This is a genomic window from Bradyrhizobium cosmicum (assembly GCF_032290525.1).
Lineage (GTDB): Bacteria > Pseudomonadota > Alphaproteobacteria > Rhizobiales > Xanthobacteraceae > Bradyrhizobium > Bradyrhizobium cosmicum_A.
This window is the reverse complement of record NZ_JASXTA010000014.1, coordinates 22066-45048: the sequence shown is the minus strand read 5'-3', so window position 1 is coordinate 45048 and position 22983 is coordinate 22066. Positions and strand designations below refer to the sequence as shown.

The following is a 22983-nucleotide window of genomic DNA, read 5'->3' as shown; positions in this document are numbered from 1 at the left end:
CATGTCTTTGAGCAAACTCGCATTCGCGATCGCATTGGCGATGCTCGGCCTGCAGCCAGATGCCAACGCCCAAGCTCGCCCGCCACGCGAGGCGCCGGCACCGACTGTGACACGAAACGCCGATACGTCCGCGAAGGAACGTATCAATGCATGGACCGTCGGGCTCGCCGGAGGCCTCATCGAGGGGGCGCCGCTTCGGCTCGCCGCAGAAATCGCCCGCGTCGTCAATGAAGAGGACAGGCTTCACGTCATTCCGATCGTGACGACAGGCGCCACCGATAATGTCAACTCGCTACTCTACCTCAAGGGCGTCGATGCCGCGATCGTCAACACTGATGCCCTTGACGAGTACAAGGCCCAGGTTCCGTCGATCGAACGGCGCATCGTGTATATTCTCAATCTCTTCCCGGCCGAACTGCACGTCTTCGTCCGCCCCGAGATCAAGACGCTCGACGACCTCAAGGGAAAGAAAGTCAACTTCAACACTCAGGGTACTGCGGCCGCGTATTCTGGTCCGCTGATTTTCAGCCGGCTGGGGTTGAATGTCGAAAAGATGTTCATTCCCCACCAGGTCGCGTTGCAGCAGATGAAGAGCGGGGAAATCGCAGCGGTCGTCTTCATCACATCGAAGCCTGTCGACGCCTTCTTGAAGGGACGTTGGGAGGATGGCTTCAAGTTTCTGCCCATCGAGTACGATCGCAGATTCGAAGACTACTATCTTCCGTCATCCCTCGACTCGAAGGATTACCCGAACCTCGTGCCGACGGGAGAGCGAATCGCGACGATCGCCGTTCCTACGATTCTTGCCGCCTACAATTGGCAGCCGCAGACTGATCGCTATCGGCGCATGGCGCGCTTCGTGGAGCACCTGTTCGGGCGGCTCGACCGGCTTCAGTCCGCCGGCTTCGATGCGAAGTGGAAGGACGTGAATCTCCGCGCCAGCATCCCCACTCTTTCCCGGTTTGGTCCGGCGCAAGAATGGCTCGATCGCTCGCCGAGCGCGACGGTCGGACTATCGCGATGAAGCAATTCGGTACCCTTGCGGCCTCGGTGCTCGCGGGTATCGGTCATCTGAGCTGCGCGCAGGCCGGCGACTCGCTCGATCGCTTGACCGAATGCCCGCAATTCCAGGGAATTGAAGGCATGAAATGCATCGGCGAGCAGGTCACGGAAGCACGTGAGCTATCGGCCCACGCGCCGCCGCCAAGTCCTAACTGGATCATGAGCGAAACGACATCACCGGTGGACTACAAGCCGCAGATCGCCGCGCAGACGACTGCACGAACTGGCTCGAATGACGGCCCCTCCTCGCTCGGTATCCATTGTCGCACCAATCGAACGGAGCTAACTCTTTCCACGGCGGGCTCTTGGACTAACGCGCCGGCCGCCGAGATTAGGGTCGTATTCCAGATCAATGATCAACCGCCTGTCGACCAGCGCTGGAGCGTCGCTGATGGCGGAAGACGCCTTGCTTTTCCTGGCGACGCCGTCCGCCTCATACGGTCTATGCCCGAGGCAGGCCGATTCCTGGTCAAAGTGTATACTGGACCGGCTCCGCCCCACGAGGAAACATTTGAACTGACTGGTCTAGATGCCGTTCGCCGGCGATTTGCGAAGGTCTGCACCTGGCCGTCGCACTGAATAGCCACTTGGCTGGGCTGAACGGTTGGCGAGACTGCTTCACGCGCGAGGTCTGAATGCGATGAGCGAAACGACCAATGTAGCCGAGGCTTACGAGAGAGGGCGTACCCTGTTCATGGGAATCGAACTGCTGGTTACTCCTGGGGCGTTAGTACCCCGGCGGGAGACAGAGTTGCTTGGCAGGACCGCGGTTGAGACCCTGCGCCGAATGAGCCTTCCCGCACCGCGGATCGTCGATATGTGCTGCGGCGCTGGCAATCTGGCATGTGCGATCTCGCTCGAAATCCCCGGCGCTCGCGTCTTGGCGAGCGATGTGACTGACGGATGTGTCGAACTCGCCCGGCGCAATGCTGCCTATCATGGACTTGATTCTTGCGTCGCCGTGCTCCAGGGAGATTTGTTCGATGCTCTCTCGGGCCTGCAACTCGAGCGGACGATCGATATGATCGTCTGCAACCCACCCTACATCTCAGACTCCCGGCTCCGAGGCGATCGCGCTTCCCTGCTCATAGACGAGCCGCGCGAGGCATTCGCCGCCGGGCCTTACGGCCTGAGCATTCATATGCGCGTCGCGAAAGACGCACCTCGCTACTTGCGACCGGGAGGACTGCTGTTGTTCGAGGTGGGCCTCGGACAGGAACGGCAAGTGGCAATCCTTCTCGAACGCAACGCCGCTTACGAGAATGTACAAGTGGTCACGGACGAGTCGGGCGCCGGCCGCGTCGTTGTGGCGTACGCGAAGGGATAGCGGGTCGCCCTTCGCCCAATGGCGGTCGTCGTCATGTACCACTCCGGATGCCACAACCCTCGCGCGGCCGGCCGGTGGAGGCCAGGGTGTCCTCAGCTCTCCCGCATGCCGCGCCGGATCGCGTCCGTGATCGGCTGGGTCAGATACGCAAGAACCGTGCGTTCACCCGTTGCGATCAGGACGTCGGCCATCATGCCCGGCTTGAGCTTTTCACGGACTTTATCGGGGAACTGCGTCACCTGGACCGAGACCTTTACCTCGTAATAGGGTTGATGCGTGACATCATCGCGAGTGGCGTCCGCGGCGATCGAAAGAACCTCCCCGATAGCAATCGGCGTGGAGCGCGCCTTGAACGAGGGAAGCCGCACCTCGGTGGGCAAACCGACCTGGATGTGATTGATGTCGAGCGACGACACCTTTGCAGCCACCACGAGAACGTCGTTGTCAGGCACGATTTCCATCAACACGTCGCCGGCCTTGATCACGGCACCTATCGTGTGGACCTTGAGGTTGACGATCCGCCCCGCGCGCGGCGCGCGTACTTCCATTCGCGCCAGGACATCGACTGCGACGCGCAGCTTCTCACGCGCATCTGCAAGCTGCGCGCGCGTGTCGGCTAGTTTTCCGGTGGCCTCTTCCAAAACCTTCTGACCGACCTGGTCGATCTGTAGCCGTGACTCGTCGATGACGCGCCCGTAGCGGGCGATATCCGCCTCGTAAGCGCCGATTTTACCTTCGAGCTCGGCCTTGGAGCGCTCCAGCGTCGCAATGCGCGCGAAAGGCACGATGCCCTGGTCGGCGAGCGGCTTGAGCTTGGTGTACTCCTGGCTCATGCTATCGAACTGCGCGCGCGATGCCTTGCTTTGCGCGGCGTTCCCCTGGATCTGGCGCTGCGCTTGCCCGATGCGTTCCTCGAGAATCGAGATCTCGATCTTTCGGGCGCCGCGACGTTCATCGAAGCGCCGCTTCTGGTCACCCATCGCGCGTATCGCCGTTGGATCAGAGGCCTTCTGGAGCAATTCGGCGGGGAATGTGATGCCGTCTTTTCCTTCAGCTTCGGCCTGCAGACGCGCCTCCTCGGCGATTGCCGAATACACCGCCGAGCGGGAGATCTCCTCCTTGGCTCGCTCCTGTGTCGGATCGAGGCGCAGCAGCACCTGACCCTCCGCGACATGGGCATCGCCCGTCACCAACAGGTTCTGGACGATTCCACCCTCGAGGTGCTGCACCACCTTGCGGTCGCTCTCGACAACCACGGAGCCTGTCGCCACGACGGCACCATCAATCGATGCAAGGGCCGTCCAGCCGCCAAATACACCGAAGGTAAGGAATACGACCAGGAAACCTCGCCGCGCAGGTGTCTGCCAATCGCCCGACGGACCGTCATCGTCGCGCCCGGCCCCTCGGCCCAACAGAATTGGAAGTCTGGTCTTTGCAACGCTGAGCAGCGACCTTGCCAACGTTCCCGCCTTCGCAACCAGTCTGCTCGGAATTTGCGGCGCGCGCTCAACTTTCCCGGTCCTGTTGAACTGCATCAGAAGCCTCGCCAGTTCGTCGTTAAGAGCGTCCGGTCCCCGTCGCAACATCTCGTCCATTATTGCCTCGTCGCGTGCGCGGTACGCACCTGGTTTGAAAACTGCACATGGCCTTGAGCGCCATCAGCACGGTGGTGGCCGTCGGCACGGTTATGACCGTCGGCACGATGATGCTCCGCCGGCGCGCGCACGTCGCGCCGCATCGGCGCGACGGTCCGTCCAAGCAGCGCAGGGAGCATTTCCTCGCGCGTGCCGATTTGCCCGAGCCGCCCTTCGTGCATGAACACGATCTTGTCGACCGCAGCCAGCAGGTTCGGCCGGTGATTGATGATCACGATGGTCACCTTATGCTGCCGCAGTCGCTGGATCGCATCGGCAAGCGCTCGATCGCCATCGCCGTCGAGATTTGCATTCGGCTCGTCGAGTACGACCAGCACCGGCTTGCCGAACAGTGCGCGCGCAAGCCCGATGCGCTGGCGCTGGCCGCCGGAAAGGCCGGCGCCGTTGTCCCCGATGACGGTGTCATAGCCCTTCGGAAGGCGCTGGATCATCGCGTGCGCCGATGCCAGTTCCGCCGCCTCGATCACCGCCTCGTCAGAAGCGTCGTCGCGGAAGCGGGCAATGTTGTCGCGTACGGTACCGGCGAACAGTTCGACGTCCTGCGGAAGGTAGCCGAGGTTCTGGCCGAGGAAATTGGGATCGAAATGCCTGACGTCGTTGCCGTCGATGCGCACGCAGCCGTGCACCAGCGGCCAGGCACCGACCAGGGCCCGCGCCAACGACGATTTTCCGGAGCCGGACTGGCCAACCACGGCGACGACTTCGCCGGCGCCCAGCCGGAACGAGACGTCAGCGATGGCCGGCAATTGCGATCCGGGGACGAGCACAGTCGCGGCCTCGACGGAAATTTCGCCGACCAGGGGCGGCAGCTTTGTCGGGCGTCCCTCAGTCGCACGGGTCGCAAGCGCACGGTCCAGCCGCGCATATGACGTGCGCGCTGCAACCAGCGCCTTCCATTGCGACACCGCGGCCTCCACCGGCGCGAGCGCGCGTCCCATGATCAGCGAAGCGGCGAACAGAACGCCCCCCGAAATCTCCTGCTGGATGGCGAGATAGGCGCCCACTCCCATGATGGCCACCTGAATCGCCATGCGCAGGAATTTGGAGATGGCAAGCAACGTCCCGCCGCGTTCTCCGGCCGTTGCGCCTTCCAGCAGCGCCTGACCATGGGTTACCGCCCAGGCCGCGCGGACCGCGGGTCCCATTCCAAGCGCCCGGATGGCTTCTGCGTTGCGTAGCGATGAGGTCAGCCGGTCCAGCGCATGAAGATTCTTCGATGCGGCTGCATTCAGCGGCGCCTTCGTAAGACGCTCGTTGAGGAAGGCGAGCGTCAGGATGATAATCGCGCCAATCAAGGCGACCAAGCCGATCAGCGGATGGAGCAGGAAGCACATTGCGAGAAAGATCGGCGTCCACGGCACGTCCATCAGCGACGTAATGACGCCCCCGGACAAGACCTCACGCAAGGTGTCGACGTCTCGCAGCAGCTGAACGTGATGCGAGCTGCTCGTGCTCAGCGCCTGTCCGAGCGCGGTCTCGAATGTCTCGCCCGAGAGGAGCCGGTCGAAGCGCAATCCGGTTTGCACGAGAACACGGCTGCGAAAATGCTCCAGCGTCGCGTAGCTGATGAAGAGCACGAGCGCGATCAGCGAGAGCAGCAACAGTGTCATGCCGTTTCGGCTCGTCAGCACCCGATCATAGATCTGCATCGTGTACAGCGGCGAAACGAAGACGAGCAGATTGATGAAAATGGACAGTCCGGCGGCGGCAAGCAGGCCGGGACGTATCCGATGGAACGCGTCTGCGAGCGCAGACCGTTTGGCCGAAGCATACATGTGCATATCCGGGCCGCCCTTTGTCGGGCGGCGGTAAGCGGTTGAAAATGGCATGCGATCGAGCGTCACGACGCCCGCATTTCAACATTCCGCGTTGCGCGGAATGGCACCCCGCCTCTCGACCGCCCCTGTGGTCGCGAGGAACTCCCCAGATTAGACACACGCGCGGCGCACCGCGCGTGTGTCCTTGTTGATGTAGACGATTTACGAGCTTACGAGTGCCACGCGGAATGATCGTTGTGGTGAGTCACAAGATCAGCCAGATGCGCTGCGAACCAGCCTGTGTCCAACGTCGCCGCCTGCTCCGAATCTGCATCCGCAGTCGTGGTCGACGTCGCAGCCTGGCTCCGCCACCAGCAATGATCTCCGGACGCCGGCGACGTGCTGCCATTGGTCCACTGCGAGAAATCGAGCCCACTGCCATGGTGATTGAGCCAGCCAGTATCGGTCGTACCGCCGGTCGACGTATCCGTCGTTCCGCCCGAACCTGACTCCGGAGTGATGCTTCCGGTCGAGCCACCGACGGTCGTGCTACCGCCAGCATCGGCAACCGGCGTCGTGGTGCCGTCCGTGCCGGCGCTACCGCCAGCGTCCACAACCGGCGTCGTGGTGCCGTCCGTGCCGGTGCTACCGCCAGCGTCCGCAACCGGCGTCGTGGTGCCGTCCGTGCCGGTGCTACCGCCAGCGTCCGCAACCGGCGTGTCGATTACCGGATCGGTCACGGGAGGAACGGGCGTGCCACCCGTCGACGTGCTCTCGCTCGTATTATGTGCAAGAAACACCTGCTGCAGTTCTGGCGAACTCTCGAGCGCAGTATCGCCATTCTGCGAGCCCCACGCGTAAGCGTAGTCAAAGGCCGGATTGGGCACGAGGTCCGCCCAATGATCGATCATTGCCTGCTCTTGCGCTGCGGTCGGCATAACGACCTGGCTGCCGGTTTCGGTGGACCAGCCGCCGCCTCCGAACGCCTGATAAACCGGAACGATGGAGTCGAGCGGGATTCCAGCCTGCTCAGCAGCAGAGACGTATTTGTCGATCGTGCTGAGATCGACGTCCAGACGGTCCGACCACACCGGATACCAATCGAGACCGAAGTAGTCGATGTGGGTATTCTCGGCGTTGTAGGTGTTCATGTAGTTCGGATCGTCCGACGACCCCGTGTTCATCAGGACTGTGAACGTCTTGGCCCCGGGATCGTTCTGATGAATCCAGTCGGATTCGGCCATTAGATCCGCGGCGCTGGCCTGCGGTCCCCACTCTCCGGTCAGATCGGGCTCATCTACAAGGTAGAAGCCGAACACTTTCGGGTTGTTGAGGAACGGCGTCACCTGGTCGATGAACTCCTGAGTCACGCCTTGGTACTGATCGAGCCAGACCAGACCCTGCACGCCATCTGGCAGTGCGTTCACCTGATCGACGTACTGGACATCCGCGAGATTGAAGCCTGCTTCCGCTGGCGCGAAGTTACCTTGCGAGTCCAGTCCACCGCCCGCCGCGTAGTGTAAAGTTGCCAATGCTATTCCCCTGCTGTGTTGAAAACCCCCAGTGACCTGTAGGTCTGAGCGCTCGACAACCGATCGTGCGTCCCACCGCGGCTAACGTATGTTTACATTTGAGGCAGGAATCTCCGTTCCATCAGGCGGAACCAAGGGATTATTGTGCCCAAATCTTGGACCCCAACTCACGGGCGCTGTCTTCGCCAAATTTCAACGAAGCAGGCGATTTCAATCGCTTGCGGCTGATTTGGGCTAGAGGTGCATTGGTAGCCAGCGGCAAAAGGCGGGCGGAATCGCTCAATGTGGCAAGCGTACGATCGGCTGAGGTGGACAACCTTGATCCGAATCTCGCGGGGTACCTCTGACGGAGGATGTTTTCATCGAAGCCTTTCCGGTACTCAGTGAGGGACGCCTTTTGGCGGACGGGAAGAATTTTGTGATAAGAGCGCGCTGATCGGGGCTCTCTCGCGTCCCCTCCGACTTCTTTTTTCACCGGAAGCGATGCGAGGTATTTTTCCCGAATGTGCGCTATTGAATTGCCGCCTAACTGCGCACCTATCCTTGGCTCAACGAGCCGCTAGAGAACTCCTCGCTTAGAGTTGGCTTACTCGCCGTCGGGGAAACGATGTCAGGATCGGCCCAAACCAACATCAACTTCCCGCCGGGCTCACGCATTCAGGTGAAACCCACAGCCGGCCCTCGCTTGGCCGGAAGGACAGGGACTGTGATCGGGGCCGGACAATATTCGAAGAGTCTCCGCGTGATTTTGGACGGATCGAAGAGACCAATCACTCTTCACATGGACTACGTGGCCATGATCGACAGCTGAAGCGGGCGCCCCCCACTGTTGCACGCAAAGGCATTCCTCAACCGATCGGCGCGTTGCGAGTTACCCCTGAAGGATAGTCGGCCTCGAATCCAGGATTCGGCCGCCCTTTAAACCCATTTCAGCCAAGTGTGGCCGGTTGTTCTGTGGCCCGGGGCGGATCATCAAATCCGGAGTCCTGCGGTGTTAAAACAATCCTTTTGTGCGTGTTGCTTCGTTGTAATCACTTCAGCCTCTTCGGAGGCACGAACGTATCGTATGGATCACGCCACCGAATGCAATGTCACGATGCCATGCGACTTCTCGTCCTACTCGCGAGCGCCGACCCAGCGAAACTTGCAACGTTCGTTGAGAACGCACCAGTCAACTCAAGTCGTCGCTGCCGCAAGAGGAGCGCCGCTTGATGTTGCTGCCAGCGCAAAGGTCGTTGGCGGCCGACCGGCGGGTTGCCCTTCCTCGTTCTGCGGTTGTGCCGCGGCGTTGCACGTGTTCGGTCGCATCGTGCCCGAATTAAATCTCGCGGCCAATTGGCTACGCTTTCCCCGGACGCCGCCAGGCCCGGGAATGGTCGCGGCAAGACGCGGGCACGTTTTTGTTCTTGAACACCATATCGGAGGCGACGTCTGGATGACGTATGATGGCAACTCCGGCGGGCGCGCAACGAGAATACACGCGCGTTCATTGAGGGGGTACACAATTGTCAACCCGCGCGGTGCGTTGATTTGAAAATTCACCTTCATCGAACCGGCGCCGAGCACCTGCGAGCGTCACCGGGACGAAGCGCAAGAATCGTAAGTCGCGTCTTGCAGCCCCAAGCAGTTATCACAGCGGCCCTGTGAAATGCTCAGAAGCCGTCGGGAAGCTTGGTCAAAAGATGCTGATCGACGGCAGCCAGTTCGGCCAATGCGCGGGCGGAGTTTGGAGGTTGGCGACCGCCACGTTACGATCGGACAGAGTTGATATCTGGGGTCGCGCCGCCGATCGTGCGGGACGACGGAGGTAGGCCGCAGGTGTCGCAAATTGCGATTCCTTGGCACCGTTCATACCCCACTCCGCGCAGGAACGTTTCGGTCCAGGGCGCGTCCTAGAACAGACCCTGTTGCTGGTGGGGCCGCCGATGGACAAAGCAATCGCCTATGCGATCTCGGCATTCATCGTCGTTTTCGGAGTCGGAATTCTTGTTGCCGGCCTCAGCTCGAGTTCGCCTGTTACATGGATTTGCGTTGCGATCATCTTCATTACGATCGGGATCGTGAGCGCTTTTGGCCCTGTTTAGGATGGGGAAAACGGCCGGTAGGTCAGCAAATCTGCATTTTCCGAATCGACTCTCCGTGCTCCCTCTGGGCTGCAAATCCACGTTGTGCGGTTCACCAGTGAGCCATTTCGTCGCTATTCTTCTGCTTGCCCTGGCCCTGACCCTAACCTTGTGCTTCGGGGTGGCTGCCTGGCGCCTGTCGGCTGAGAAAGACGTCGACATCACCGCAAGGACTTCCCATCAGGAATACGGCTGGATAGCGAAGCCTACCAACTGAAGGTTTGCGACCGTGGTGACGAGGCTAGGAGCATGTCCATGAGTGCGATCGGCAACGCACGACTATGATCGCACGGCCATCGGTGCGGCTCTGCTCGCGATCGCATTCGCGGGGTGTTCGACGATCATCTCGGCCTCCCCTTCTGCAGCTCGAGATGGCAAAGCAGCGACGCTTTCTGGACGATTTGCGCCTGCGCTCACGTCTGCTTCCAGCAGTTGGCACCGCGGGCCAACCGCAATCAGAAGCTTCGAACAGAGCTGCGCGGTCGCGCCTCGTGGCGAAAGCCGTGCCATTTGGGCACCGCGACTTCAAGGACGGGTGACTTGCCTCCAGGCGCTCGCGGCACGTCGTTTGCTCGGTCCTTGGACGCGGCTGCAGTTCGGTCGGACAACGATAAAGGTGCGGACGGAGAATTGCCAGCGACGGCTCGGGACGGGCGCTCGGTTCAGCAGGCGGTGTGGCGCCCGCGCAAGAAGAACGACATCTCTGCGAACCTTAAGGGTCGTCACGCGCGGAGAATTGTCATGCGGGTACAGATATACGCCTGCGATTACAGCAATGACCGTCGGTGGAGCGACACGGCGAAGTTCACCGACGATGGCCGAACAGCCGCTGACCACTTGTCGCAATGGCTCTCTTGCGAGGTCGCCAAGCTATTCAAAAGCTTGGTGGGCGCACCAGGGCTCGAACCTGGGACCCGCTGATTAAGAGTCAGCTGCTCTACCAACTGAGCTATGCGCCCGAAAGGCGGTCAATGCCTTGCGAGGCCGGTCGTTTAGCAAAGCGATCCGGGTATGGCAAGCGATGCAATGAAGGTTTTTCAGCAGTCCCCAAAAAGCGAAAAGCCGCTGGATTCCAGCGGCTTCGCCAAGGTTAATCCAAGGGTGAATCCCCGCAGAACCCCCGATGGCTCAGAGCCGGCCCTCGCGGTCCGGGTCCGGGCCGCCGTCGCGGTCGAAACGGTCGCGGTGGAAGTGCTCCATGCCGCGCTCCATCATGCGGTCCATGCCCCGTTCCATGAAGTGGCGGGGCGGGCCGTCCTCACCGCCGCCGAACGGGCCGCGGTGGCGGGTCAGCACGGCAAGGCGCCGCTTCTGGCCGTCGTCGAGCGTCTTGTAGAGCGGATCGGCGGCATCGGCGATCTTCTTCAGGGCGGCGGAGGTCGCGCCCATGTCCTCGGCGCGCTGGCGCAGCCGGGCGACCGGATCCTCCGGCTTGTCGGCGTCCTTGTTGGCATCGCCCGGGCCGGCGTTCATACGCGCATTGGCGCGGTCGATCCGCAGCTTGGCGAACTCGCGCACGGCGGCCTCGACCGGCGGCCACAGCTTCTCCTGGTCGGCGTTGAGCTTCAGCCCGGCATGGACGGCGGCGATCCGCGCGTCGAGGAAGGCGGCGCGGTCTTCCGGGTTCATGCGAACGTGGCGGAAGTGCTCCATCCACGGGCGATGATATTGGGCATAGACCGCACCCGAGCCGGCGATGCTGAGCACGGCGATGGCGGCGATGGTGAACTTCCTCATGACGAGCCTCCTCTGGAAGGATGCGCTGAAGATGAGGGGCGCAAGGCTGACGCGCAACTTACAACTTGGACAGGAAGAGCGTTCTTGCCAGGATGTCACCCGCCTGAATGTGTGTTCAGGTTCATTCGGAAATCATTCGCAACAAAGCGGCTTCCGTGCAGCCTGCACGGAAGCGCTCCATTCATGCGTCGTCGAGACTAGTTCGTCGTGCTCTTCGCTTCCTTCTGGAACTCGTCGATCAGCGGCTGCCCGACGCGGCTTGCGGCGTCCTTGTAGACCGGCTCCATCGCCTTGCGCATCGCCTCGTCCTGCTCCGCCGTGAGCTTGATGATCTCGCTCTTGCCGCTCTTCCGGATCTCGGCCAGCGCGTCGTCGTTCTCCTTCTGCGACTGCGCGTTGGTGAAGTCGGTCGCTTCCTTCATCGCCTTCGACAGCTGGTCGCGGATGTCGGCCGGCAGATCGTCCCAGAACTTCTTGTTCACGATCACGACGTAGCCGATATAGCCGTGATTGGTCTCGGTGATGTACTTCTGCACCTCGTGCATCTTCTGGGTATAGATGTTCGACCAGGTGTTCTCCTGCCCGTCCACGACGCCGGTCTGGAGCGCCTGGTAGACTTCCGAGAACGCCATCACCTGCGGCAGCGAGCTGAGCGCCTTGAACTGGGCCTGCAGCACGCGCGAGGACTGGATGCGGAATTTGACGCCCTGATAGTCCGCCGGCGTCACCAGCTTCTTGTTGGCGCTCATCTGCTTGAAGCCGTTGTCCCAATAGGCAAGGCCGGTGATGCCCTTGGAGTCCAGCAGCTTGAGCAGGCGGAGGCCGAGCGGGCCTTCCGTCACCCTTCGCAGCGTCTTCAGGTCGGGAAGGATGTAGGGCAGATCGAACACCTCGAACTCGCGGATACCGAGCGGGCCGAACTTGGAGTTTGACGGCGCCAGCATCTGCACGCTGCCGAGCTGGAGCGCCTCGAGCTCTTCCTTGTCCTTGTAGAGCGTCGAGTTCGGATAGATCTCGACCTTGACCTTGCCGCCGGCGTACTTCTCGGCGAGTTCCTTGAATTTCTCGGCCCCCTTGCCCTTCGGCGTATCGGTGGCCACCACGTGGCTGAACTTGATGATGATCGGCGATTGGGCCGATGCCGGACCGGTCAAGCCAAAGTTCAAGCCAAGTGCCAGGACCGCGATGGACGCGGCGATCGCGAAGGTGCGCATAATCTCTCCCTGTTGTTATTTGGGCCGCCCGACCTCGCGGGTGGCCGATCCTTATGCCGGCTGCATCAATAGCGGCTGGGAGGCAGAGCCGCTATTGGCCCTTAGCAGGGCAGCTATTCATCATGAATGCCGCTGCGCTCCCTCGCCCGCTTGCGGGAGAGGGTTGGGGAGAGGTGTCTCCGCATCGGGACATTCCCGGTGTGGAGACAGCCCTCACCGCCACGCCCAGGACGATGCTTCGCATCGCCAACGGCGCGTCGGCCTCTCCCGCGAGCGGGAGAGGCGAAATCATCGCGTCAGCTTGCCGCCGCCGTCGTCACCGTGTCGCGCTGGCGCTTCATGACGATCTTGTTGAGCGCGCCGAGATAGGCCTTGGCCGAGGCCACCAGCGTATCCGGATCCGCCGCGCGCGCGGTCATCGCACGTCCCTCTTGCGACAGCCGCACCGAGACTTCGGCCTGCGCGTCGGTGCCCTGGGTCACCGCGTGGACCTGGTACAGCTCGAGCTTGGCCTCGTGCGGCACCAGGCGCTTGATGCAGTTGAACACCGCGTCCACCGGACCATTGCCCTCGGCCTCCTCGATCTTGATCTGGCCGTCGACGTCGAGCTTCATGGTCGCGCGCTGCGGACCATGGGTGCCGGCGATCACGGTCAGCGACGTCAGCTTGATGCGGTCGTGCGACGCCGCCATCTCTTCGTCGACCAGTGCCTCGATGTCCTCGTCGTAGATGTCCTTCTTGCGGTCGGCCAGCGCCTTCATCCGCGTGAACGCATCTTCGAGCTGGTTCGGACCGAGCTTGTAGCCCATCTCTTCCAGCTTGTGCACGAAAGCATGGCGGCCGGAGTGCTTGCCCAGCACCAGCGAGGACTGCTTCAGGCCGACCATCTCGGGCCGCATGATCTCGTAGGTGGAGGCATCCTTCAGCACGCCGTCCTGATGGATGCCGCTCTCATGCGCGAAGGCATTCCGGCCGACGATCGCCTTGTTGTACTGCACCGGGAACGAGGTCGCCGCCGAAACCACCTTCGAGGCACGGGTGAGCTGCGTCGTGTCGATCTTGTTCCAGAACGGGAATTTGTCGTTACGGACGTTGATCGCCATCACGATCTCTTCGAGCGCGGCGTTGCCGGCGCGCTCGCCGATGCCGTTGATGGTGCATTCGACCTGGCGCGCGCCGCCGACGACGCCGGCCAGCGAGTTCGCCACGGCCATGCCGAGGTCGTTATGGCAGTGCACGGAGAACACGGCCTTGTCGGAGTTCGGCACGCGCTCGATCAGCGTCTTCATGAAGTGGGTGTATTCGTCGGGCGTGGTGTAGCCGACGGTGTCCGGAATGTTCACCGTGGTGGCACCGGCCTTGATGACGGCCTCGACGATGCGGCAGAGATACTCCATCTCGCTGCGGGTGCCGTCCTCGGCCGACCATTCGACGTCGTCGATCTGGTTGCGGGCGCGGGCGACCATGGCGACCGAGGTCTCGATCACCTGCTCCGGGGTCTTGTTCAGCTTCACCCGCATGTGCAGCGGCGAGGTCGCGATCACGGTGTGGACGCGGCCGCGTTTTGCAAACTTCACCGCCTCGGCGCAGCGGTCGATGTCGGCCGGATGCGCACGGGACAGGCCGGCAATCACGGCGTTCTTGGAGCGGCGGGCGATCTCGCTCACCGCCTGGAAGTCGCCTTCGGAGGTGATCGGGAAGCCGGCTTCGATGACGTCCACGCCCATATCGTCCAGCATCTCGGCGACCTCGAGCTTCTCCTCGAAGGTCATGGTGGCGCCGGGGCACTGCTCGCCGTCGCGCAGCGTGGTGTCGAATATGATGACGCGGTCCTTGTCGGACTTGTTCACGGGGGCCATTTCAAATTTCCTTTTGAGCTTTCGCGCCGGTCATTCCTGAGGCGCTGTCGGGGTCCGCTGATCTCGTACATCCCCTGAGCGCCCAGGCGCATGGCGCCCAGCCGGCCCTCAGGGGCAGGTAAGAAGAAGCCCGCCAATAAGGAGGGTGGGCAGCAGCGCGGCCGGGATCGCGGCGGCGGCCAGAGCCACCTCCCCCGAAATCCCATCGTTTTGGCCGCGAATCAGCATTGCCAGACCCTGTTGAGCCCTCAAATCCTCGGTCAAAACCGTTGACGGTTGGTTGCCGGGAGGCTCGATGCGTCCGTTTCTAGACGAGAAACGGCGTCAACTGCAACGCCAAAAGATGGTCAGGGCAGCTGACCTGATTGAGGCTCCCGCCTCGATTTCCCATACGTGGAGCTATACCGCGCGGCGGGCGCGGGCCCGGTTTTCCCAGCGGTCCAGCATCTGGCCGAGTTCGCCAGTGGCCGGCGCAATCCCGTCGGTGCGCGCGATTTCATTGGTGTTGGCCGGTGCGTTGGCATTGAGCCAAGCCGGATCAGTGTACCCCCGCCAGCGGCGCGCCGCCTCCCGCCTTTTGCGAGAGGCGTAGTCCCGGGTGAAATAGCCGGCCGCAAATGCAATCCCGAGAAGCAAAACCAGTACAGCTACAGCGACTGCCACAATGAACTCCGACTTACGCCCCGAGCAAGGTTCTGCCAGCATCGCGCGGGAGGTCAAGGCTTGACACGCTCCACAGCTTGGCAATGCCCCAAATCCAGTTCCGGTCAAGCCGTCGCGCGCGGGACGAATTTGTCGTTTCCATGTTCGATATTCCAGCGCTTTTGCCACCCCGCCATCACGCGGAGGATGCGTGTCTCCCCCTCGCAACTATCATCGGACCGGACTAACCTTCGCCCGCTCGGCCGGATCAACCGGCCAGCCGAACAAGACCGGGAGGACGCGATGACACGCCAGGAGGCTCGTGACCACGAGCCGCGTGACCAGGATGCTGCGCTTTCACGACGAACACTTGTCCGGGGGCTCGCGCTCGGCGCTGCCGCCACAATGGCCGGCCCCGCGCTGGCCCAGACCGGACCTGTCGCGCCGCCGACGACGATCACCATGCCGCCGCGCGATTTCGGCCCCAACGGCGCGCCGACGACTTATTTCTGGGACCCCGACATCATCGCGGTCGATCCGTCCTTCAACGACCTCGCGCAGCCCAACACCGCGATCAAGCGTCTCTACACGGGTCTGCTGTGGGCCGAAGGTCCGGCCTGGAGCGCGCAGGGCCGCTACCTCTTGTGGAGCGACATTCCGAACAACCGGCAGATGCGATGGAGCGAGGACGACGGCCGCGTCAGCGTGTTTCGCTCGCCCTCCAACAACTCGAACGGCAACTCGTTCGATTTCCAGGGCCGCCAGCTCTCCTGCGAGCACCTGACGCGGCGGGTGACGCGCTACGAGCACGACGGCACCGCCACGGTGCTGGCCGACTCCTATCAGGGCAAGCGGCTGAATTCGCCAAACGATATCGCCGCGCACCCCGACGGCAGCTACTGGTTCACCGATCCGCCCTATGGCGGCCAGCTCTATGAAGGCGAACCCGACGTCGCGGGCGGCCCGAGCAATGCGCCCGGCAAGCTCAATCCGCGGATCGGACAACCGGCGGGCTTCGTGCCGGGCAAGCGCGAGCTGCCGACCAACTGCTACCGCATCGATCCTAGCGGCCGCATTGACCTCGTCGTCACCGAGGAGCAGGTGCCCGATCCGAACGGCCTGTGCTTCTCGCCCGACTACAAGAAGCTCTACGTCGCCTCGACCGGCAAGGGACCGGGCGATACCGGCCCCGGCGGCAAGGGCGAGATCTTCGTGTTCGATGTTGGGACCGACAACAAGCTCTCCAACCCCAAAAGGTTCAGCGATTGCGTGATCGATGGCGTCAAGTGCGGGCCCGACGGCGTGCGCTGCGACGTCAACGGCAATGTCTGGGCTTCCAGCAATGCCGGGCGCGCGGTCGGCTATAGCGGAGTGACGGTGTGGTCGCCGGAAAGCAAGCTGCTCGGCCGCATCCGCCTGCCGGAAGTCTGCGGCAACGTCTGCTTCGGCGGCCCCAAGCGCAACCGCCTGTTCATGGCCGCGAGCCAATCGCTCTATGCCGTGTACACGGCGACGCAAGGCGCAGGACCGGGCTGACGGGGCAGACACGAAATTGCAACACGGCGCCGGCGAGGAACGCCGGCGCCGTGTTCTCTTGAGGAGCTTCTCGCTGGGTGAGATCTGGCAACAAGGGTAGCTCCCGCGCAGAGCGCGTGACAGTTGAGCCATGGCAGACAGAATTCGCGTCGTTGTTCTCTATGGTGACAATCTGGTGAGCCGCAGCGAGCGGTGAGTTTCTTCTTTTTCCTTCGCAGATGCGTCGTGTGGCGCGGCCGTCGCGGTTCGACCTTGGGCGATGTTGACTTTCCGCCGTCCCGCTCCCCATACTTCTCAAAAATCGACCAATCATAAGACGCTTCAGAGGGAGGACACGTGATGCCGACTTCACGCAGGCAGCTGCTGAAGAGCTCGGCGGCTGCCGCCGCCGCACTCAGCCTCGATTGGACCCGAGCCCAGGCGCAAACCGAGAATTTGCGGATCGGGCTGATCTACGACCTCACCGGACCATTCGCCGCCGGCGGCTCCGTCGCCTCCTCGGTCGGCGCGCAGATCGCCATCGACCTCGTCAACGAGAAGGGCGGTATCGGCGGCAAGACCAAGATCGTGCCGGTTGCGGCGGACTCCCAGAGCAAGCCCGATGTCGCGATCAACGAGGCCGAACGCCTGATCAACCAGGAGAAGATCGACATCCTCAATGGCGTCTATGCGAGCTCGCACGCCGTGCCGCTCGCCGCCAGGGTGGAGCAGCAGAAGAAGATCCTCTGGATCACGACCGCGGTCTCGACCGCCGTGTTCAAGGACAAGAACCTGCAATACGTGTTTCGCGCGCAGATCCATTCCGACCAATACGGCCAGGCCTTTGCAAGCTTCATCAACGAGCATGCGAATGCCAAGCTCGGCATGGAGCCGAAGGACGTCAAGGTCGCGCTGATCCATGAGGACGGCCCCTATGGCGTCGGCGTTGCCGCCGCCGACGAGGCCTATGCCAAGCAGGCGGGCATCCAGGTGGTGCTGCGCGAGGGCTATTCGGCCTCCGCGCCGGACCTCTCGGTGCTGGTCACCAAGCTCAAGCGCGCCAAGGCCGACGTGATCTCGCATGCCGGCTACAACCCGGATATCACCCTGTTCCTGCGCCAGGCCCGCGAGAGCGGCCTGCGCTTCAAGATGCTGTTCGGCGCCGGCGCCGGCTACAGCCAGCTCGACAAGCTGCGTGCCACCTTCGGGCCCGACATCGACAATTTCTGCAACATCGACCCGGTGCCGGCGCAACTGCTCGATCCCGCCAAGCTCGCGCCGGGGATGGGCGAGCTGATCAAGACCATGGTCTCGCGCTACCAGGCCAAGACCGGCGCTACCGACGTGCCGCCGCACTGCTCGATGGGTTTCAACCAGACCTGGGTGCTGCTTAACAACGTGCTGCCGGTCGCCAGGGAGAAGTACGGCAGCTTCGAGCCCGAGGCCATTCGCAAGGCCGCGCTCGACGTCGACATCCCCGCCGGCGGCACCATCCAGGGCTACGGCGTCAAGTTCTTCCCGCCGGGCACGCCGCTCTCCGGTCAGAACGAACGCTCGACCCCGGTCGTGATGCAGAACGCCGGCGAGCACGTCTCGGTTGTGTGGCCGACGAACATTCGCACCCAGGACCCGGTATTTCCGTTGCCCAAGGGATCGACATACGGGGCGTGAGCTGCGCGCTGCGGCGATTCGCTTCTTACCCTCCCCCTCCAGGGCAGGGTACGCCACGCCTACAACACCACCCTTCGTCCCTCCTCCGCGGCCCAGTATCCGGCGTAGTTCACCTTGATCGTCTCGTAGGCCAGCGCCAGGTCCGACAGCGGCTGGCGTCCCGTCGCCGCGCATTCCATGAAATCCTGGATCTCCTGCAAATAGCCGCGCGTCCATTCTTCCTCGAGGCAGACATACTGCCAGCCGGTTTTGCGATCGACCTTTTCGGTGATGTAGACGCTCGCGAGCTTTTCTTCGCTGGTCTGGTAGCTCATCAGATGCGTGTTCGGCGTGATGTTGGCGAACAGCGAACCGGCGGACGTATACGTCTCGATCAGGTTGCGCACGCCGCCCATGATCATGTCGCCGGAGAATACCGTCGCCTTGGTGCCGTCGGAGAAGGTCGCGGTCAGCGTGCCCCAGTCCTCGACGTCGACCGGATTCGCCTTGATGTAGGTGCGCTCCTCCGGCTTCAGGCCGGCGGTGACATTGCCGACATCACCGGTGACACTGGCGACACGGATGGTCTCGCCGCGCGCCTTCGCCTCGACCTGTTTCAGATAAAGCACGGCCGAAAGCGGGTGACAGCCCATGCGGATCAGCGCGCCGCCGCCGGTCATCGCCCATTGCGCGGCATGCGCTGCGTGCGAACCGGAATGGCTCTCCTCGCCTTTCATGAACAGGATCTTGTCCTTTGTCGCCTTGAGGATCTCCGCGGTCTTGGTCACCGCCGGCGCGTAGATCCAGTCCTCGGCATACATGAACAGTTTTCCGGTGCGCTCGATCGCGGCCCGCGTCGCGTCCATCTCCGCCAGCACGCGTTCGTACATCAGCGCCTTCGGCACGTGCTTGCCGATCGGCTGCGCGTCGCCCTCCCGGCCGAAATAGCCGGCGAACGGCTTTTCGCAGATCACGTGCTTGCCGGCCTGCATCGCCGTGACAATCATCTCGGCGTGAAGGTTGGGCGGCGTGCAGATGTCGACGACATCGATATGCGCGTCCGCGATCAGCTCGGCGAAGCTGCGATAGACCCGCGATATCCCGTGGCGCCGCGCGAACTCGACGACATGGTCGCCGCGCGCGGCCACCGCCGCGACCTCGACATCGACGCCGTAGACGCGCCGGAACGCATACATGTGCAGCTCCGACACGAAGCCGCAGCCGACTAATCCCACCCTGATTTTGGCCATAGCGCCCCCCTGCTGTGGGCGGCACTATAGCGCCCCGGCAGGCCTATTCCACCGAGACACGCACCACGCCTGCGCTCATCATGCCGAGCGCTTTGGCAGCCGGCACCGAGAGATCGACGATCCGGCCGCGGATGAAGGGGCCGCGATCATTGACGCGGCATTGGATCGAGCGGCTGCCATAAGACACCCTCAGCACGCTGCCGAAGGGCCGCGTGCGGTGAGCGCAGGTCAGCTCGCCGCCTTTGCCGGCCTTTCCGTATCCGTAATAGGAGGCAAGCCCGCTTTCAGCATGCGCGACAGAAACAGCAGAAAGCGAAAAAGTGGCAAGGCAAGAGACTAGCGTGGTCTGCGCTCGCACGGCACCGCTCCGGGTTGCCCTGCCCGCGGCGCAAACGTTTGTTGGTTCCCGTAAGTTCCAGCCACTGCCGGGCCATGCCCGGCCATCACACTTTGTTACTGTTTGTGGAACACGAGTGTGCGGACCTCGATGCTCTCGCGCGGCGCAGCATCGGCCGGCGTGGTCGGATCGATGAACGCCGTGTGCGGCCCGAAGCGGGTACGGCCGTCGGTTGCCGAATCATAGCATTTGAGCAGCAGCGCTTCATCCGGGGTCATCTCGGGGAAATAGAACCAGCGGTGGTCCGGATTGTATTTCACCGAATAGGTCTCGCCGCGGCGATTGGGATAGATCAGATCGGATGGGACGAGATCGTCGGACGCCACGGTCGTGCCGTCGGCCATCGCCAGCGGTGAATCACGCAGGAGACCGCGGATCGGCCGCCACAGATTGATCACCTGCACGCGGCCTTTGAGCAACTCGTCGGCCTCGTCAGGCAGATGCTCGCGCACGCGGTTGGCGCCGGAGGTCGCGGTCTGGTCGACATGGACGCGCGTCGCAGGCTGGCGCGGGCCACCGCCGCGAATGTCGGCGGCACCATCGACGCGCTTGCGCACGGTGTGATCGAAGATGACGACGCGGTCGGCCTTGAGCGTCGCACGCAGGAACGCCTCGACCGCCGGATAATAGACCGCCCTCACCTCGTCGTCGTTGTAGAAGTCCTTTACCCGCGTCGGATGGCGCACCAGCGCAAAGCCCTCGCGATCGAGCGAGATGCTATTTGCGATCAGCCGCGCATCGAAGATCGGAACCTGGTGCGGCTCGGGCAGCGATGTGCTCTTGGGCTCGCCCGGCGGCGGATCAAAGGCGTAAGTGCGCGGCTTGCCCGAAACGGGCGCGAGATAGTTGAGTTCGGCAGTGACGAAGGGAAGCGATTCGATTTTTGTTTCTTGCAGGCCCATGGCCGGTCTCCCGATGTGGTCGTCTGGTTGATTTTTGCGGGAGTGCACCGTGCCGCAAGAGGCGCGATGCAAATAGCAATGAGGGTGTCGTCGTCAGCGCGAAATGCAGAAGGAATGTTTCGAGCAAGGCGATTGCGCGAAAAGCGTCGTTCTCGTTTCACGGATGCTTGAGGTGCGCGTGAATTCTCGTGCCCCGGACGCGGCGCATCACGCAGTGGTGCGCCGCAGAGCCGGGGCCCATCTCACCGAGAGCGATCGTGCGTGGCATGGGTCCCGGTTCAGCGCAGCAGCGTTGCACGCTGCAGCGCGTCCGGGACACCCGGCTCGCTACAATCCCGCCTTCGCAATCGCGTCCGAGAACGAGCGATCGACGATCTCGGCGGCATCGAGCTTCTGCTTGATCAGGCCCCAGCGGAAATAGAGATCGATCGTGCTCTGCTCGTCGGCGACCACACCGTCGTCGATCGGCGCGATGCGGATTTTTGCGCGCGAGAGCCAGTTCTGCGGCACGGCGGTCGGGATGTTCATCAGCCTGCCCCAGGTCGCCGCATAGCTATCGATGTTGTGCAGCGACCACGCCCGCGCCGCTGTGAGGCGCCGGACGAAGTCGGTCAGCTCGGTGCGTTTGTCGCGAATGGCGTCGGGACGCGCGACCTGAAAGCTCAGGCCCGGCGTCAGGCCTTCGGAGGTGATGACGCGGCGCGACTTGAACAGCACCTCCTCCTGGCTCACATACGGCTCCCAGGTCGACCAGGCATCGACCGAGCCTTGCGTGTAGGCGATCTTGGCATCGGACGGCGCGAGGAACGCGATCTGTACGTCGCTCGCACTCCAGCCGTTCTTCTCCAACGCGGCAAGGATCAATTGATGCCCGATCGAGCCGCGGCCGGTCGCGATCTTCTTGCCGTGCAGATCGGCGAAGCTCTTGATCGGCGAAGTCTCGGGCACGAGGATGGCGAGCCCCTCGCGCGTCTGCCGGATCGCGGCGATCGCCTTCACCGGCGCGCCGGAGGCGGCAGCGAACGTGAACGGCGCATCCCCAACGAGCCCGGTCTCGATCGCGCCGGCGCTGAGTGCCTCCAGCAGCGGTGCTGCCGCCGGAAATTCCTTCCATTCGATCCTGTAGGGCACATCCTTGAGAACGCCGGCCGCTTCCATCACGGCCTGCGAATTGCCCTTCTGGTCGCCGACGCGCAAGGTGGTTTGGGCGCTGGCGAGATCAGCGCCCGCAAAAGCGAGCGCCGCAGCAACGATGAACCGGATCATTCCGCCGCGATCCCCCGTTGCTGGTCGCGCTCGGCGATCAGCCTGCGCGTCAGCGGGATCAGCTCGCGGCCATAGTCGATGGCATCGGGAAGCGGATCGAAGCCGCGGATCAGAAAGTGGCTGACGCCGAGGTCGTAATAATCGGCAAAAACCTCGGCGACCTGCTCGGGCGTGCCGACCAGCGCGGTGGTGTTGCTGTTGGCCCCAGTGAGCTTTGCGATCTCGGTCCACAGTCGCTTATCGATCCGGCTGCCCTGGTCGGCCAGCGCCAGCAACCGCTTGGCGCCATCGGTCGCATGATTGGGCCGGCGATAGCCGGTCTGGTCTTGCAGTGCTGTGGCACGTTCTAGGATCCCGTCGGCCTTCTGCCAGGCCTTCTCCTCGGTATCCGCGAGGATCGGCCGCACCGACAGGCTGAAGCGCGGGCTTGGCCGGCCGTAGCGCGCTGCCGCCGCGCGCACGCGCGCGGTGACGTCACGCACCTGCGCATAGGATTCGCCCCACAGGGCAAAGGTGTCGGCATGCTTGCCGGACACCTCGATCGCGGCATCTGAGCCGCCGCCGACGAAGGTGTAGATGCCGCCCTGCTGCAGCGGCTTCACCTGCGAAAAGCCGTTCTCGACGGTGTAGTACTTGCCGCTGTAGTTGAACGGCTTCTCGCTGGTCCATTCCAGCCGAACGATGTCGAGAAACTCGCTGGTGCGGGCGTAGCGCTCGTCCTTGTCGTCCAGCGTGTTGCCGTCCTGGCGCAGCTCGATCGCGTTGCCGCCGGTGATGACGTGCAGCGAGACGCGGCCGTCATAGAGCTGGTCGAGCGTCGCGAGCTGGCGCGCCAAGAGCGTCGGCGCCGTAAAGCCCGGCCGTTGCGCGATCATCACCTTGAGCTTTTTGGTGATGGTCAGCACATGCTGCGCGATCTGCAGCGCATCCGGCGTGGTCGAATGGAACGCGAGCAGCGCACGGTCGAAACCCGCGAGCTCGTGCGCCTTCGCGACCGTCTCGATATAGGCGGGATCGAGCACCGGCCCCTGGCGGACGATGGTCTCCGAAGCATTGCTGTTTGCGATAAAGCCGATGAACTCGATCGACATGACC

General features: G+C 63.0%; 17 protein-coding genes and 1 tRNA gene. 5 read left to right on the top strand and 13 right to left on the bottom strand.

Annotated elements, in window-relative coordinates; translation table 11 throughout:
- Position 1: 1 nt before the first annotated feature.
- From QSV46_RS24015 to QSV46_RS24005, 3 genes are all read left to right on the top strand, one after another.
- Complete coding sequence (locus tag QSV46_RS24015; protein ID WP_314957514.1) at positions 2-1024, top strand: TAXI family TRAP transporter solute-binding subunit; 1023 nt, start codon at positions 2-4, stop codon at positions 1022-1024.
- A complete protein-coding gene (locus QSV46_RS24010; RefSeq protein WP_314957512.1) occupies positions 1021-1641 on the top strand; it encodes a hypothetical protein in 621 nt (206 codons plus the stop codon). Before QSV46_RS24015 ends, QSV46_RS24010 begins: the two co-directional genes overlap by 4 nt.
- Positions 1642-1702: 61 nt before the next feature.
- Complete coding sequence (locus QSV46_RS24005; protein WP_314957510.1) at positions 1703-2389, top strand: class I SAM-dependent methyltransferase; 687 nt, start codon at positions 1703-1705, stop codon at positions 2387-2389.
- Positions 2390-2481: 92 nt separating this feature from the next.
- Here the strand turns inward: QSV46_RS24005 and QSV46_RS24000 are convergent, their stop codons facing one another.
- The 8 genes from QSV46_RS24000 to QSV46_RS23965 form a co-directional block, all read right to left on the bottom strand.
- A complete protein-coding gene (locus tag QSV46_RS24000) occupies positions 2482-3984 on the bottom strand; it encodes an HlyD family type I secretion periplasmic adaptor subunit (RefSeq protein WP_314957507.1) in 1503 nt (500 codons plus the stop codon).
- Entirely contained in the window at positions 3984-5825 is a 1842-nt protein-coding gene (locus QSV46_RS23995; RefSeq protein ID WP_314957505.1) for a type I secretion system permease/ATPase, read from the bottom strand. The genes QSV46_RS24000 and QSV46_RS23995 overlap by 1 nt, the downstream gene beginning before the upstream one ends.
- A gap of 206 nt (positions 5826-6031) precedes the next feature.
- A complete protein-coding gene (locus QSV46_RS23990) occupies positions 6032-7333 on the bottom strand; it encodes a calcium-binding protein (protein ID WP_314957502.1) in 1302 nt (433 codons plus the stop codon).
- Positions 7334-10339: 3006 nt separating this feature from the next.
- Positions 10340-10415 (bottom strand) — tRNA-Lys (locus QSV46_RS23985).
- A gap of 169 nt (positions 10416-10584) precedes the next feature.
- Complete coding sequence (locus QSV46_RS23980) at positions 10585-11193, bottom strand: Spy/CpxP family protein refolding chaperone (RefSeq protein WP_314957500.1); 609 nt, start codon at positions 11191-11193, stop codon at positions 10585-10587.
- A 197-nt stretch (positions 11194-11390) separates the two neighbouring features.
- The gene (locus QSV46_RS23975; RefSeq protein ID WP_314957497.1) at positions 11391-12407 is read right to left on the bottom strand and encodes a TRAP transporter substrate-binding protein; all 1017 of its coding nucleotides are present in this window, start codon (positions 12405-12407) and stop codon (positions 11391-11393) included.
- Between the two features lie 296 nt (positions 12408-12703).
- Entirely contained in the window at positions 12704-14266 is a 1563-nt protein-coding gene (locus QSV46_RS23970) for a 2-isopropylmalate synthase (RefSeq protein ID WP_314957495.1), read from the bottom strand.
- 399 nt (positions 14267-14665) lie between these two features.
- A complete protein-coding gene (locus QSV46_RS23965) occupies positions 14666-14971 on the bottom strand; it encodes a hypothetical protein (RefSeq protein WP_314957830.1) in 306 nt (101 codons plus the stop codon).
- Between the two features lie 240 nt (positions 14972-15211).
- Here QSV46_RS23965 and QSV46_RS23960 point away from each other — a divergent pair, with 240 nt between their 5' ends.
- Both QSV46_RS23960 and QSV46_RS23955 read left to right on the top strand, forming a co-directional pair.
- Positions 15212-16444, top strand: a complete 1233-nt coding sequence (locus QSV46_RS23960; RefSeq protein ID WP_314957493.1) for an SMP-30/gluconolactonase/LRE family protein — start codon at positions 15212-15214, stop codon at positions 16442-16444.
- 339 nt (positions 16445-16783) lie between these two features.
- On the top strand, positions 16784-18094 hold the full coding sequence (locus tag QSV46_RS23955) for an ABC transporter substrate-binding protein (protein WP_314957490.1): 1311 nt from the start codon (positions 16784-16786) through the stop codon (positions 18092-18094).
- A gap of 59 nt (positions 18095-18153) precedes the next feature.
- On the opposite strand, the gene QSV46_RS23950 is transcribed toward QSV46_RS23955, so the two are convergent.
- The 5 genes from QSV46_RS23950 to QSV46_RS23930 form a co-directional block, all read right to left on the bottom strand.
- Complete coding sequence (locus tag QSV46_RS23950) at positions 18154-19323, bottom strand: Gfo/Idh/MocA family oxidoreductase (RefSeq protein ID WP_314957488.1); 1170 nt, start codon at positions 19321-19323, stop codon at positions 18154-18156.
- 43 nt (positions 19324-19366) lie between these two features.
- Positions 19367-19681, bottom strand: coding sequence for a septal ring lytic transglycosylase RlpA family protein (locus QSV46_RS23945; protein ID WP_314957485.1), 315 nt, complete (start codon positions 19679-19681; stop codon positions 19367-19369).
- A gap of 95 nt (positions 19682-19776) precedes the next feature.
- Positions 19777-20622, bottom strand: a complete 846-nt coding sequence (locus tag QSV46_RS23940; RefSeq protein ID WP_314957482.1) for a CmcJ/NvfI family oxidoreductase — start codon at positions 20620-20622, stop codon at positions 19777-19779.
- 327 nt (positions 20623-20949) lie between these two features.
- On the bottom strand, positions 20950-21888 hold the full coding sequence (locus QSV46_RS23935) for an ABC transporter substrate-binding protein (protein ID WP_314957479.1): 939 nt from the start codon (positions 21886-21888) through the stop codon (positions 20950-20952).
- Positions 21885-22979 (bottom strand): LLM class flavin-dependent oxidoreductase, encoded by a 1095-nt coding sequence (locus QSV46_RS23930; RefSeq protein WP_314957475.1) that lies wholly within the window; start codon positions 22977-22979, stop codon positions 21885-21887. The genes QSV46_RS23935 and QSV46_RS23930 overlap by 4 nt, the downstream gene beginning before the upstream one ends.
- Positions 22980-22983: the final 4 nt, after the last annotated feature.